Annotated in this window: 14 protein-coding genes; 13 read left to right on the top strand and 1 reads right to left on the bottom strand. The window is 39.3% G+C overall.

The window, feature by feature from the left end; translation table 11 throughout:
- Positions 1-6: 6 nt before the first annotated feature.
- The gene (locus OSO01_RS02390; protein ID WP_147208264.1) at positions 7-1,425 is read right to left on the bottom strand and encodes a catalase; all 1,419 of its coding nucleotides are present in this window, start codon (positions 1,423-1,425) and stop codon (positions 7-9) included.
- 276 nt (positions 1,426-1,701) lie between these two features.
- Between OSO01_RS02390 and OSO01_RS02385 the strand changes: the two genes are divergently transcribed.
- The 13 genes from OSO01_RS02385 (at position 1,702) to argJ (ending at position 14,548) form a co-directional block, all read left to right on the top strand.
- Positions 1,702-2,100 (top strand): hypothetical protein, encoded by a 399-nt coding sequence (locus OSO01_RS02385; protein WP_147208263.1) that lies wholly within the window; start codon positions 1,702-1,704, stop codon positions 2,098-2,100.
- The gene (locus OSO01_RS02380) at positions 2,100-2,660 is read left to right on the top strand and encodes a maltose acetyltransferase domain-containing protein (RefSeq protein WP_147208261.1); all 561 of its coding nucleotides are present in this window, start codon (positions 2,100-2,102) and stop codon (positions 2,658-2,660) included. The genes OSO01_RS02385 and OSO01_RS02380 overlap by 1 nt, the downstream gene beginning before the upstream one ends.
- 63 nt (positions 2,661-2,723) lie before the next feature.
- Positions 2,724-3,254 (top strand): DNA-deoxyinosine glycosylase, encoded by a 531-nt coding sequence (locus OSO01_RS02375; RefSeq protein ID WP_186813521.1) that lies wholly within the window; start codon positions 2,724-2,726, stop codon positions 3,252-3,254.
- A complete protein-coding gene (locus tag OSO01_RS02370) occupies positions 3,254-4,327 on the top strand; it encodes a sensor histidine kinase (RefSeq protein ID WP_147208259.1) in 1,074 nt (357 codons plus the stop codon). Before OSO01_RS02375 ends, OSO01_RS02370 begins: the two co-directional genes overlap by 1 nt.
- 26 nt (positions 4,328-4,353) lie before the next feature.
- The gene (locus tag OSO01_RS02365; protein ID WP_147208257.1) at positions 4,354-4,992 is read left to right on the top strand and encodes a response regulator transcription factor; all 639 of its coding nucleotides are present in this window, start codon (positions 4,354-4,356) and stop codon (positions 4,990-4,992) included.
- 298 nt (positions 4,993-5,290) lie between these two features.
- Positions 5,291-6,109: a cytochrome c oxidase assembly protein gene (locus OSO01_RS02360; RefSeq protein ID WP_147208255.1), complete on the top strand. Its 819-nt coding sequence runs from the start codon at positions 5,291-5,293 to the stop codon at positions 6,107-6,109.
- A gap of 168 nt (positions 6,110-6,277) precedes the next feature.
- Positions 6,278-7,210, top strand: coding sequence for an ABC transporter ATP-binding protein (locus tag OSO01_RS02355; RefSeq protein WP_147208253.1), 933 nt, complete (start codon positions 6,278-6,280; stop codon positions 7,208-7,210).
- A gap of 13 nt (positions 7,211-7,223) precedes the next feature.
- The gene (locus tag OSO01_RS02350; protein ID WP_147208251.1) at positions 7,224-8,480 is read left to right on the top strand and encodes an ABC transporter permease; all 1,257 of its coding nucleotides are present in this window, start codon (positions 7,224-7,226) and stop codon (positions 8,478-8,480) included.
- Positions 8,477-9,589: an ABC transporter permease gene (locus OSO01_RS02345; protein WP_147208249.1), complete on the top strand. Its 1,113-nt coding sequence runs from the start codon at positions 8,477-8,479 to the stop codon at positions 9,587-9,589. Before OSO01_RS02350 ends, OSO01_RS02345 begins: the two co-directional genes overlap by 4 nt.
- 231 nt (positions 9,590-9,820) lie before the next feature.
- The gene (locus tag OSO01_RS02340) at positions 9,821-10,786 is read left to right on the top strand and encodes an alpha/beta hydrolase (RefSeq protein WP_147208247.1); all 966 of its coding nucleotides are present in this window, start codon (positions 9,821-9,823) and stop codon (positions 10,784-10,786) included.
- Between the two features lie 104 nt (positions 10,787-10,890).
- Complete coding sequence (locus OSO01_RS02335; protein WP_147208245.1) at positions 10,891-11,742, top strand: AraC family transcriptional regulator; 852 nt, start codon at positions 10,891-10,893, stop codon at positions 11,740-11,742.
- 201 nt (positions 11,743-11,943) lie between these two features.
- The gene (argC, locus tag OSO01_RS02330; RefSeq protein ID WP_147208243.1) at positions 11,944-12,981 is read left to right on the top strand and encodes an N-acetyl-gamma-glutamyl-phosphate reductase; all 1,038 of its coding nucleotides are present in this window, start codon (positions 11,944-11,946) and stop codon (positions 12,979-12,981) included.
- A gap of 346 nt (positions 12,982-13,327) precedes the next feature.
- Positions 13,328-14,548 (top strand): bifunctional ornithine acetyltransferase/N-acetylglutamate synthase, encoded by a 1,221-nt coding sequence (gene argJ / locus OSO01_RS02325; RefSeq protein WP_147208241.1) that lies wholly within the window; start codon positions 13,328-13,330, stop codon positions 14,546-14,548.
- Positions 14,549-14,555: the final 7 nt, after the last annotated feature.

Genomic DNA, 14,555 nt, shown 5'->3' with positions numbered 1-14,555 from the left:
TTTAATTTACTGGCGTAATCCTTCCGATACACGTTTACCCAGCTCAGGGGAAGCAAGAGATAGATATTCAATCACCTTCGTTTGTAAGTCTCTGCGTACTCCTGTCAGTGCGGCGACAAGGTTCGAGACAAGATGAGATTTTCCTGTTGGCGATAACGATTGATAGAACTCTCCAGCTTGAGAAAAATCATCCTGTTTTGCTTTTGGTATATCTGAACGCACGAGTCTCCCTTCTACAAATTCTCCTTCTCCACTTGTCTGCAAATCATCTGGCTGCCAATGCTTCTGATCATTTATTGGCACTTTACGGAATTGCGGTCCAATCCGATAACGTTGGGAATCCCAATATATATTCGACCGCCCTTGTAATATCTTATCAAATGACAACTCCGCTCCATCTAATAAATTTGAAGGTGAAAAGGCAATCTTTTCTACTTGTTCCATGTAATTGTCAGGATTGCGGTTGAGTACCATCTTGCCGACAGGGTGGAAAGGTAATAATTCCTCATCCCACACTTTTGTATCATCAAGCGGATCAAATGGCAGTTTTTCTGCATCCTCGGGGTCTAAAATTTGAACGTACAAACCGTATTCTACGGATTCTCCTCCGGCAATTGTCTGGAAGAGATCTTCAGCGGCATAGTCCGGATTCATCGCTGCAAGCTTCTCTGCCTCTTCATTTGTAATATATTCCACACCATCAAATGGAACCCAAAGGTATTTAATGTAGTGGCGCTTTCCCTGTGCATTTCGCCATACGTACGTACTGACACTGTGGCCAGGAATCCGCCGCAGACTTTTGATTGTACCATGATCAGAATAAAGCTGGACGAAAAAATTAATGGACTCTGGAGTGGTGGCGACAAATTCCCAAACCCGGTTCGGATCCATTAAATTGTTCTTTGGTGAGGGCGACATTACTTCCACGCTTTCTGCAAAACGTCTAGGATCGCGTAACGAAAAGATAGGGATATGGTTGCAAATAAGGTCAAAGATTCCATCGTCTGTATAGAATTTCGTTGAAAATCCACGAACGTTTCGTAACGTGTCTGGGGTGCCTTTATTGCTCGCTCCGAGCGAAAAACGGACTGCGACAGGAACGGTTGTACCAGCCTGCTGCAGAAAGGGAAGCTTGGTATATTCGCTCATACTATTCAATGTTTCGAAATAACCGAAAGCCCCTGTCCCTTTCACATGTAAAGGCCGCTCCACAATCTTCGAGTGAACAAGTGTTTCCAGCGATTCATGCAAAATACTATCTTGCTCAAGTACCGGGCCTTCCTTACCAACCGTCTGTGAATATAATAATTCAGGATTATCCGGCTGCTTAGGTTGACGAACAGGCTGCTTGTTTCCTGTTGATACTGCTGTTTTTCGCACAGGTATGCGTCTTTTTTGTTGAGGATTTTGATTATTATCGGTCATTATTTCCTCCTTGTAAAAAATGATCTACTTTATATTGTTATGAATGGGACTTGTATCAATATGCATTATTAATGGGAAATAATCGGATTGATTAGAAAAGTAAATGGTGAGAAATAGATACGGAAGGTTGAAAAGGAGCACCTAATAAACTGCAGCTTTAAAATTTTTAAGGAGGATAAGCAGGTAGTTCATTTGATTGCTAGCATTTGAGAGCAACCTGAGCTAAAATCAAAGTATATCTTTTTTATGTAAACTAATGAAGGAGGAAGTGCAGGAATGACTGATTTGTCAAATGGTACACTATTTATCTATGGACTTATAATATTAACAGCATTGCTGATTGGTATCATTCAATGGGTGAGAAGGCGTTATGAAGTGTTAGCGGTTTTAGCTATTATTTTATCTCTTTTATTGCCGCTTGTGAGCTTTTTATATAGTATTAATCGACCAGAAGGTATGAATGAAATAGCTTATATATGGCAGCAGGCCAGAGGAAGAAGCGGTATTGGTGTTTTTCTTTTATTAGGATATCTGTATATCCTTTTTTGGATATTCTTTGGTCCTGAATTAAAAAAACTATATACATTTATTTCCGATAAAATAAAAAGGATAATTCGCTGGTGGAAAAATCGCGAGCAGAGACAAAATAAGAATAAGATGAAAGAGGAGATATAATGTCAATAGAAAAAGAGAAAATGAAAGCAGGAGAATTATATGATCCGGCAGACAGCGAACTTGTAAAAGATCGGCTTCATGTCCGGAAAATGATGCGTTATTATAATGCGCTCACAGAGGATGACACTGTCAGACGCACAAGCTGTCTGAAAGAAATATTTGGATCAACAGGAGAATCCCTTTTTATTGAGCCTGATTTTCACTGTGATTATGGCTATAATATTCATGTTGGAGAGAATTTTTACGCAAATTTTAATTGTGTCATGTTAGATATCTGTCCGATTCGTATTGGTGATAATTGTATGCTTGCACCAGGGGTACATATTTATACAGCTACTCATCCAATTCACCCTGAGGAACGCAATTCTGGAATAGAATTTGGAAAAGCAGTGACTATAGGCAATAATGTGTGGGTCGGCGGCGGAGCAATAATTAATCCCGGTGTAACAATTGGAGATAACACAATAATTGCCTCTGGTTCAGTCGTGACAAAGGATGTACCTGCAAATGTTATTTATGGTGGAAACCCGGCTAAGTTTATTAAAAGTGTAGAGCTGTAGAAGCAGTTCTGCAAAATTCCAGGTTTATTCTTTTGTAGTCAAAGATTAGTGAGGAGGGTCATTATGGCTAAGCTTCAATCGTTTGCGCCTGTTATCGGCAATAAGCCGAGAGTTCTTATTGTCGGTTCCATGCCAAGCATAAAATCGCTGGAGGAGCAGGAGTACTACGGAAATCCCAGAAACCATTTCTGGCCAATAATGTATCGTATTTTAGAGGATAAGCCAGCTGAAACTTATGCTGAAAAAATACACTTGATTAAGAAAAATCACATAGCATTATGGGATACAATTGGGTATTGTTACCGGCAGGGAAGCCTGGATATACATATTGAAGAAGAAGAGCCTAATGATATTGCGGGTCTTTTAGAAGAATATCCAACCATACAGCTTATTGCCTGCAATGGAACGAAGGCCTATCAAATGTATAAGAAGTTTATCTCTCCACTATTGCAGCAGGAAATCGATGTTATCAAGCTCCCTTCCACAAGTCCTGTTCCAGGGAAGTATAATAAAACGTTCGAAGAAAAAATAGAATCCTGGAGTGTCATTACAAATTACTTAGATGTTATAAAGTCTTACGAAGAGGAGATATAATGAAACTATTCTGGCTGCAATTTGTGCTTTTTTCAATATTATGGATTGGTTTACTCCTATTCAGCAGTAAGTTCATCCCTTATCATTTCTTTTTATTTGCGCTGAGCCTGGCTTCGTTTTTCCTGCTGTCATTCCGTACAAAACGGCTGTATCTATTACTCGGAAATATTATTATTATATTATGTGCTGGATTCTTTTTCTCTGAAAATGTTTTATTTTCTACTGGTTTAGTATGGTTACTTTTGTTATTAGCCGCCAGACAGCTACATACAAATGCATACTATATCCTTTTATCGGGGGCCGTTATTACCTGTCTGTTATTTTCATTTATTCCATCCATCTCCTATGCACTGTTTCTGGGAAGTGTTTTTGTTTTTGCGTTAAGCTTTCTCCTGCATAAACAATGGAGCAAAGATCAATATTATAAAAATTTATATGATAAGTTAAGTGATTCCTATCGGCAATTGAAGCGGCTTCATCTTACAGCTGAAGAAAATGCTAAGATAGAAGAAAGAACACGTATTGCCAGAGATATGCATGATTCTGTCGGACATCATTTAACCGCATTAATCATGCAAATAGAGATGCTGTCTATTAAGTACCCAGATTTAGAATTAGGACAAATGAAGGGGTTAGCGAATAGAAGCTTACAGGAAACAAGAGACGCTGTAAAAGCATTAAAAGAGGAAGAAACGGAAGGAATAGCAACCGTAGTCTATCTAATTCGAAAATTAGAAAGTGAAAGTCATTTGAATGTACATTTCACAATGAAAAATGGTGTATTATCTGTGCCAATATCGAATGTCAAAAGTGTACTTCTTTACAGAGTTATTCAAGAGGGGATTACCAATGCCATGCGTCACGCAAACAGTCGTGAAGTCCATGTGACATTAAGCAAATCTGCAGATGGAGCAATTCAATTTGAAATAACGAATGCAATTTATGAGGTGAAGGCTTTTGAACCGGGATTTGGTCTGACAAATATGCGGAGCCGTATTGAAGAACAAGATGGTAAATTAGAGATCATTCAATTGCCGGATAAATTTGTTTTATCAGGCAGGATTCCCGGATAACATACAGTAATAGGAGATGATAATGGATGTTTCACGTTATGCTTGTAGAAGATCAGGAGATTGTACGGCAAGGATTGCGAATGATTCTCGAACAGGATAACGAAATCCGTGTGAGCTGTGAAGCAAGTAATGGATTAGAGGCTATAGAGAAGATGGCAGCTCATCGAGTTGACGTTATTTTTATGGATATCCGTATGCCGGATATGAATGGAATTGAAGCAACGAGAAAAATAAAAGATCAGTGGCCAGAAACAGCTATTTTAATCTTAACCACCTTTAACGATGATGAATATGCACTGGAAGCGCTTAACGAAGGAGCGAGCGGTTTCTTATTGAAAACCTCTGACGGAAAAAAGCTTATTGAAGCTGTTTACAGTGTGATGAAGGGCGGCGTAGTGCTGCATGACGAAGTAACAGCAAAAGTAATGCCGAGATTATTGAAGCAATCTAAAAAAGCAGCTGCCGCCCCGCATGTTGATCTTACGGAAAGAGAGCGGGCGATTACGAAACGGATTGGACAGGGAAAAACGAATAAAGAAATCGCTGCGGAACTGTATCTATCCATAGGAACTGTTAAAAATCATATTTCTGTTATTCTTCAAAAGACAGGTCAGAGAGATCGGACACAGCTTGCTATTTATGCAGTAACGCATGACATTTCCTGAAAGAGAATGTCAAGAAATTGTACGTTTTTCTACGGATGTCAGGTGTTGCATATTTTATAATGAAACAAGGAACATCAGTGTTGAGGGTACAGCGGGTTTCGCCTCATCCATCTGTATTAGCGAACAAGATGGCCGGGTGTTTTGCCAATGATTGTTTTGCGGCGGTTCGTCCCGGTCTTAAGCTCTGATGAGAATGAAGTTGACTTATATTGTCATCGGAAATTTGAAACACTTTGAGATTTTAATAACGAGTAGTTCAAGGTTGAAGTAATCTTAATTGAAGTTTGGTGAAGGATTTATGATTGAAATATTTTTAGATGAATTTCATTTTTCTACACTGTGGAACGGCGGAATCTTCTTATTTTGTGCATTTATTATTATTTGTTACTTTTTTATGATTCCTTCCAAGGGGAAAGTCAAGGCGATACATACAATCTCTTTCCTATTGGGTATGACTGTTCTATTTTTAGCTGCAGGAAGTCCGCTGAATATTATTGGCAGACTGACACTGCAGGCGCATATGTATCAAATTGTCGGCTTGCTGTTTGTGGCAGCACCGCTGCTGGTTATTGGCTGGAGACCGAAATCGTGGATCAGCCAAAAAATAAGCTGGATGCAGAGAATGCTTGATTATCTCAGAAAACCGGCAGCAGCTATTATAATACTGACTGTCTTTTTTTACAGCTATCATATGCCATTTATGTTTGACATTGCCCGTATGGAGTTATATTGGAATCATTTCTTTATGCTGGGTTTATTTATAGCAGCTTTAAATTTCTGGTCTGCATTTTTCTATTATTGGCTGGATAATCGTGTCAGATGGTATGCAATGGCGATACAAATTTCTGCTTTTCTGCCATATTGTTTTTATGGATTATTAGCAAGTACAGGTATTTATCAAACTTACAATGATCCTGCTGTATTTCTGGAATCATTAAAAGTCTGTATTCCAGTTGACCTGCAGATGCCCGATGAATTTTATATAGGCTTTTTACCGTTCGACCCGGTTTATGAGCAGCAAATGGGGATTTTAATTTTTCTATTCAGTATTGCACTGGTATCTGTTATTACTTTGGTTTGGTCACAGCGGCAATTTAAGAATGAAAAAGCATTATAAACTTTAAAACAGCAGAACTGATTTTTCAGCTCTGCTGTTTTTCTATTCTATTATCTCAAAAAAATGACTGGAGTCACTTTTTTTCAGAGTGATTAGTGACGAGAGGTAGTGTTTCTTTGTTTCAAAAGACTATAAAATATAAGTAGATTCTCGTGAGGAGGGAATATCGTGCTGGAATTAGTTGATATTTCAAAGCGTTTTAAAAAAATAGAAGCAGTAAAGTCATTAAATATGTTTATCGAACAAGGGGAGATTGTTGGGTTGCTCGGGCCGAATGGAGCTGGAAAGTCAACGGCGATCTCTATACTTTCTACGTTAATTGAACCAACACAGGGAGACGTGCGTTTTTTAAAAGAGTCTGTTATCCAAAAGCCTGCTCCGTTACGGAAAGCCATCGGGGTTGTTCCCCAGGAAATTGCGCTATACCCGCAGCTGTCAGCGGAGGAAAATCTGCTTTTCTTTGGAAGAATCTATCGATTGAAAGGATCAAAATTAAAACAGCGTGTCAATGAAATTTTAGAGCTGATTGGTTTAACAGAGAAAAGAAAAGCACTTGTGGATTCTTTTTCAGGTGGAATGAAAAGACGCTTGAACATTGGAGTTGCGATGCTTCATAATCCCCAAATCCTGATTATGGATGAACCGACTGTGGGAATTGATCCGCAATCAAGAAGCTATATTTTAGAGACGGTAAAGCGTTTGAACAAGGAGCACCAAATGACGGTCGTCTATACAAGTCATTACATGGAAGAAGTCGATTATCTGTGTGATCGTATTTACATTATGGACCAGGGGAATTTAATTGCTTCTGGTACCAAAGAGGAAATTAAGCAGATTCTTTCCTCAGAAAATACAATTTCCATTCAGGCTGATCGTTGGAACAGTATGTTTATTGCACAGTTAAAGGGACATGAATCCATTACGAAGGTTCATGTTGAGGAAGATGAGATTACATTAATTACACCAAAGGAAGTCAATCTGTTTTCCGAAATTATTTCCATGACGGAAGAATACGGGATTGCTTTACGCTCACTGCATGTAAAGTCCCCGACATTAGAAGATGTGTTCCTGCACTTAACTGGAAGAGCATTACGCGATTAAAGGAGGGGTTTCTATGTTATTTCAATTAATTAAAAAACAATTGCTCCTGCTATGGCGTAATCCAGTCCAAATTTTTTTACTTTTGGGATTACCGATTATACTCATTCTTATTTTAAGTATTGCATTGGCTGGCTTTATGGAAAGTGGCAGTCCAAAACTTGAATTAAAAGTAGCCTGGCTGGAGCATGAGGATGAATCGAAACAGATAGAGCGATTTATTAATGAAATGGATGCGCTTGGTGTACCGGCAGAGACTTTTGGTAACAGTGAAGATATGCAAATGATTACGATGCTTAGAGAGGATATTTTTCAAGGGGAAGATTTGCAGGAAATGATCGAATTAAATGTTATTCATAAAGATGAAAAAGCAGATGTGCTTGCAGATGATTCCTATTCAGGTCTAATCGAGGTTCCGGAAAACTTCACCTATGATATGTTGCAGAGTATCTCTGAACAAGGCGGTGAAAGACCTGAAATAACGTTGCATGTCAATCAGGAGGATGGCATTTATTCATCTGTCTTATCGCAAATTTTAGAACAATTTGATGAGAATCTGACAACACAGACCTTCCTTCAGCAGAATGGTCTTGATGTAGACATGGAAGAAATGCAGGCGGCAGCAAGTGTCGGGGAGCAAACACAAATTGATCAAATGGAGCCGATTTCTTCGCGCGATTATTATACCATAGCAATGGCTGTCTTTACCGGATTATATGTTGCTTCCACAATTGGATTCTTTGCAACCAGAGAAAGACAGGATCAGGTATTTGATCGTATTATTGTCGGCGATATGTCAAGGTGGCTGTATTTCCTTAGTATTTTAATTTCGGGTACGATTATTGCCTTTATTCAATTATTATTTCTCTTTTGTTTTTCGTATTTTGTATTCCAGGTTAGTTTCAATGACATTCTGACATTTTTGATTACTACCATCTCTTATGCTATTGCTGTAGGGGGAATTACTGTTTTATTGACGGCTATCAGCTACCGTTTTAAATCAGATGCGATCATCGGATTTTTTTCAGGAGTAGTAACCTCTATCTTAGCATTTATCGGAGGAAGCTTTTTCCCAATTGGAGAATTATCGGAAACCATAGCGCGCTTAGGTAATTTGACGCCGAACGGATCTGGATTGAGTGCTTATATCCAAATACTCCGTGGGAGCGGCTTGGAGGATGTTGCCAATTATCTTATCTATATGATCAGCTTTGGTGTTGTAACGATTATTGTGGCTGCAATGAGCTTTCCAAAAAGGGGGTCAACACGATGAAAGGGATACTCTTAGCGCGGGTACGTGAATTTATTCGTAATCCATTTACTTTCCTCCTTTTTACAGGAATGTCTATTGTATTTGCCTGGGTGATTTCATCTATGAACGTTGGTGGCGGGGGAGGAGGTCTTCCGGTACCGGTATATGTAGAAGAAGGAGCTGACGGCTATCAGAGTTTTCTTGAACAACAGGAGGCTTTTCAATTTTATCCAGTAGATAAAGAAACGTTAGAAGAAGAGCTCAGGGAAGGCGAAGCAGATACGGGTGTCATTTTATCTAAAAATCGGTTTGATATTTTAGTAGGTGTAGAATCACCGAATGCTGGTCTGATTCAACAAACGGTTCAGGAGGTATATACAACAGATATTCAGGAAACGTTAATCGGAGATACAGCTGATGCAGCGGGGATGGAGGCAGATCAAGCTGTTTCAGCCTACAAAGAAACATTATCTGATGGAACATTCGATTTGGCTGTAAACAGCTTTTCAGGGGAAGAGTCGTGGAAATACGATGATAATGTTCATCGTATCGGCGGCTTTGCATTATTTTTCGCAATTTATACCATTGCATATGGAGTAGTGAAAATTTTGACAGAGAAGCGGATGGGTGTCTGGGACCGAATAATTTTATCGCCGGTAAAAAAATCAGAAATGTATATTGCTAATCTGCTATACAGCTTTATCGAGGGATATCTGCAAATTTTAATTATTTTCAGTGTCTTCTATTTCTGGCGAGGGATTACCTTCAATGATCAGATGATTGAAATCTTACTGATGTTAATTCCATATGCTTTAGCAATTGTTGCTATGTCAATTTTAATTACAGCGCTTGTTAAAAATGTGGAGCAATTTAATGCAGCAATCAGCATTATTACAGTAAGTTTAGCGATGATTGGCGGGGCATTTTGGCCGCTGGAAATTGTCAGTAATCCTGTTTTACTGTTTTTAGCCAAGCTGAATCCAATTAAATATGGATTGGATATTATCCAAGGAGCGGCAGTATATGGATACTCTTTTACGGAGCTTCTGCAGCCGATCAGTATATTGACATTGATGGCTGTTTTATTTACCGGAATCGGCATTCATTTAATGGAAAAACGTCATATTTAATTAAGTAAGTCGATAAAACGTAGAAGAATTTGTATTCATACAGGTTCTTCTACGTTTTTATGTATCTAAGGGTATGAAAAATCAGGAGAATTTAAGAGATGAATGACTTAAGAAATGCCTATCTATTCTATAAAAATGTCATAATATCTCCCATAACTTGGATTATATACATAAGTGAATTTCTTGTATAATGAAATAGAAAGATAGACAGATAGAAAAGAGGGTCATGGTGTGAAGAAAAAGAAAAAATGGATTTGGATTATTTCAGGGATAGTTGTCATACTCCTTATTATAAATTTTGCAGCTGCCGTTTTCTTTTATAATCTCGCCGTTGAGCGTAATGTAAAGGATTTTTTGAACGGAAATACTGATTTAGAGGTTGAGGCAGAGACTTTGGATATATTACTGGAGGGAGATTGGCGTGACTGGTCGGATGAACAGCCATTTGAAACATGGCATCAGACTTCCTTTGACGGACTTGACTTGCAGGGATACTACCTGGAGGCAAAACAGCCGACGAAGAAAGTAGTTATTTTCGCTCATGGCTACTTAGGGCGCGGAAAGGATATGTCTTTATTTGGTCAGCATTATTATGAGGACCTGGGATATAATGTTTTTACTGCAGACATGCGCGGGCATGGAGAAAGTGAAGGAGATTATATTGGTTTTGGCTGGCATGACCGTCTGGACTTAATCAACTGGATTGATCAGGTTATTGAAAGGGTTGGTGATGACGCGGAAATTGTACTTCACGGCGTTTCTATGGGGGGATCCACTGTTTTAATGGCGAGTGGAGAAGAGCTTCCTGCTAATGTGAAAGCAATTGTAGCAGATGCATCTTATACAGATGCCAATGATCTATTCGCTTATCATCTTGACCGGATGTTCCATCTGCCAGCGTTCCCGTTTATTCCGTCTACCAGTCTGGTAACACAGATTCGGGCCGGCTATGATTTGAAGGAAGCCTCTGCACTGGATCAGGTCGAAAAGGCAAAAGTCCCGATTTTATTTATTCATGGAAAAAAGGATGTCTTTGTGCCGACAGAAATGACAGAGGAGCTTTATGAAAACACAAAAACTGAGAAAGAACTTTTACTTGTGGATGGTGCAAGCCATGGAGAATCCTTTGTGAAGGACGAAACACTATATAAGAAAACTTTGGATGAATTTTTAGAGCGTTTTGTAAAGGAAGACTAGCAAAGACGCGGCAGATGGTTACCTATAAATCTGTCAAAGGTGAGCACGGAAGAACAGGATTTCATCGGGAAGTCTTGCTAAGATGTCATTAAGGGGTGAATCACTTGATGTGGGTGAAATCAATACAAACAGCTTTGAATTATATGGAAGAAAAAATGTTGGAGGAGCTATCCATTGAAGAAATTGCAAAGCAGGCGAATTTTTCCGTGTTTCATTTTCAAAGAACATTTAATATAATGACAGGAATCACAATTGCAGAGTATATTCGACGGCGTCGCCTGACCTTAGCAGCCAATGAGTTAAGAAAATCAGATGAAAGGATTATAGATATTGCCCACAAATATGGGTATGAAACCCCGGAAGCTTTCTCGAAAGCATTTCGTAAACAGCATGGAATTACACCAAGAGAGGCGCGGAAGTATTCAGGAAACTTCACATCATATAACCGCCTGGTTATTCAGGTGAATTTAAAAGGGGAGAATCCTATGAACTACAAGATTGTTGACCATGAGGCATTTAAGGTGATTGGAGTAAGAAAAGAATTTTCATTAATTAACGAGCAAAATCTGACTGGAATTTCTGAGATGTGGCAGCTGGCGCATACAGATGGTACAGATGAATTATTAAGCAGTCTGAATAATGGACCAGTACAAGGTGTTATAGGTGTATGTGATGATAAAAATGATAAATCCATTGACTATTGGATTGGAACAGCTTATCAGAATGAAACACCAGAAAGGTTTGAAGCCACGGAGATTCCGGCATCTAAGTGGGCGATATTTGAAGTTCATGGAGCAATGCCTAATGCTATTCAAAAAGTGTGGAAGCAAATATTTTCAGAATGGTTTCCGTCCAGTAATTATGAGCATGCAGGTACACCAGAATTAGAAGTGTATTCAGATGGTGATGCTTCTGAAGAGAACTATTATTCAGAAATTTGGATTCCGGTTAAATAGGCAGGCATTATATTAGAATGAAATAAAAAAAGACATTGATCAGCTGGTCGATGTCTTTTTTTTTTTTTTTATACATTTTTAATACGTGTTAACTTGTTATTTAAAGAAAATTTATTAATATTTATAAATTCTCTTGCATAAACATACATAAAAATTTATAATGATTAATAATTAATTTTTCAGATAAGGGAGAGAAGGTTATTGAAAAAAGCAGCAATTATTGGAGGAACTGGTTACGGGGCAATTGAGCTTATAAGACTCCTCCAATCGCATAAAGAAATCCAGCTTACTAAAATTATCTCGCAATCACAAGCAGGGGAGGATTTATCATCTACTTATCCTCATTTATCGGTAATTATTACTAAAAAGATGGAATCACTAGATTTAGAGGAACTGAAAAAAGAGATTGATATTTTATTCTTAGCAACTCCAGCGGGTGTCGCTAAGAATATTATCCCTTCTTTCCAGGACACTTCCGTTCAATGTATTGATTTATCAGGGGATTTCCGGCTGACAGGGGAGGAATACAGTGAATGGTACGGAAAAGAGCCTGCCTCGGCGGAGGTCTTGGAAAAAGCGGTGTTTGGTCTTAGTGATATTTTTACAGAGGATATAAAAACAGCTTCTATTATTTCTAATCCAGGCTGTTTCCCAACTGCTGCTTTGTCAGCGTTAATCCCTCTTATCGATGGGGATAAGATTCAGACGAAAGGGATTCGCATTGATGCAAAAACAGGAATATCCGGAGCGGGAAAAGGGCTGAGTGAAAAAACACATTTCTCTACAACAAATGAAAATGTTATTCCATATAAAATTGGGCAGCATCAGCATATTCCGGAAATTGAACGTTATGCTTCAAAGTTTGCTGGAAAGGACTTAAAAGTATCTTTTACAACGCATTTAGTTCCAATGACAAGAGGCCTGATGTGTACGATATATGCGGATATAAAACAGCGGGAAACAACGGCTTCTATTTTAAATTATCTTGAGGAATATTATCAGGAAAAATCCTTTGTCCGGATTTTACCGGAGGGAATATTCCCGACAACGAAAGGGGTAGCGGGCAGCAACTTCTGTGATATTGGGGCATATGTGGATGAGAGGACAAATAACCTTGTGGTTGTATCAGCGATTGATAATTTGGTAAAGGGAGCTGCCGGCCAGGCAATCCAAAATGCCAATATTATGAACGGATGGGAAGAGACTATGGGACTGGAATTTATACCGGTATTTCCGTAAATAGGAGGATATTCAAAAAGTTCAATAAAGATGACACGGCGATAAGAGGATCTTCTACTAAGAACGCCCGCGTCGTGTGGGCAACGTAGAAGCCACCGCAACACGTGAGAAGTGCGTTGACGAGCTTTTTCCGATGGGACTGGGACTGCGATTACTCGTCCCACCAAGAGCGTTACTCACGCATTTAAAAGCATAGAGGAACTTCTGTTAAGACAGTCCGCTTCCTGTGGATAACACAGAAGTCATCACATGCTGTGAAAGTCCGTTCGTAAAAAGCTCGTCGCCTTGAACTTATTGGTTCTATTTATCGGACTTTTTGAACACGCACTCGATAGGAGGAGAATAAATGGAACAGACTTTATTAAAGCCATTTAAGATTATAGAAAATGCACATATCGATCAGCCCAAGGGGTTTACAGCAGGAGGTGTTCATGCCGGATTGCGCAGATCAAAGCTTGATTTTGGGTGGATTAATTCGAAAGTTCCAGCAACTGCTGCAGGTGTTTATACACAGAATACTTTTCAAGCTGCTCCGCTTCAGATTACACAGGAAGCATTAAAGCAATCTGATCAGCTGCAGACAATTATTGTGAATTCAGCGAATGCCAATTCCTATACAGGTGAGCAGGGCTATCAGGATGCTGTTCAAATGCAGCAGCTGGCTGCAAAAAAAACAGGTGTTGATCCCTCTCTGGTAGCTGTAGCTTCAACAGGTGTTATTGGTGAGATGCTGCCGATGAATTTGATAAAAGAAGCAATAGCACGAATTGATGAAAATAAAGATGCAGATGCTTTTGAGCATGCTATTTTAACAACGGATACGAAAACCAAGCATATAGCGGTAGAGGTTGAAATAGATGGAAAGCCGATAACGATTGCAGGTGCTGCCAAAGGCTCCGGCATGATTCACCCGAATATGGCGACAATGCTTTCCTTTATTACGACTGACGCCAAGGTGGAAGCAGAGAGCCTCCAGCACGGATTAAAGCAATCTACTAATCAGACGTTTAATCGTATTACCGTGGATGGTGACTGCAGTACAAACGATATGGTGCTGATATTAGCTAATGGAATGCAGAATAACGAAACACTTCATCAGAAGCATCCAGAATGGAACAGATTTATGGAGGCATGGCAATTTGTCAGCCGGGAGCTTGCCAAAATGATTGCCAAGGATGGAGAAGGGGCAACGAAGCTTGTGGAGGTCACAGTTGAAGGCACTGAGACAGAGGAGCAGGCTGCGCAGATGGCTAAGGCTGTGATTGCATCAAGTCTTGTTAAAACAGCAATTTACGGAGAGGACGCCAATTGGGGAAGAATTGTCAGTGCGCTTGGGGCAAGCGGTGTGCCTTTTAATAAGAACAGTCTATCCATTGCCATCGGCTCTGAACGTATTATTGAGGATGGTCAATTATTGTCCTTCCATGAACCAAACTGTGTGGAAGAGCTGGTTAAGGATACGGTTCAGCTTTTTATTGGCTTAAAGGATGGTTCGGAAAAAGCTACAGCGTGGGGCTGTGATTTAACCTATGATTACGTAAAAATCAATGCATCCTATCGGACATGAGGTGTTT

The organism is Oceanobacillus sojae, assembly GCF_007991515.1.
GTDB classification, from domain to species: Bacteria; Bacillota; Bacilli; order Bacillales; family Amphibacillaceae; genus Oceanobacillus; species Oceanobacillus sojae.
The sequence above is the reverse complement of the archived record's forward strand: the minus strand, read 5'-3'. Positions and strand labels throughout refer to the sequence as shown.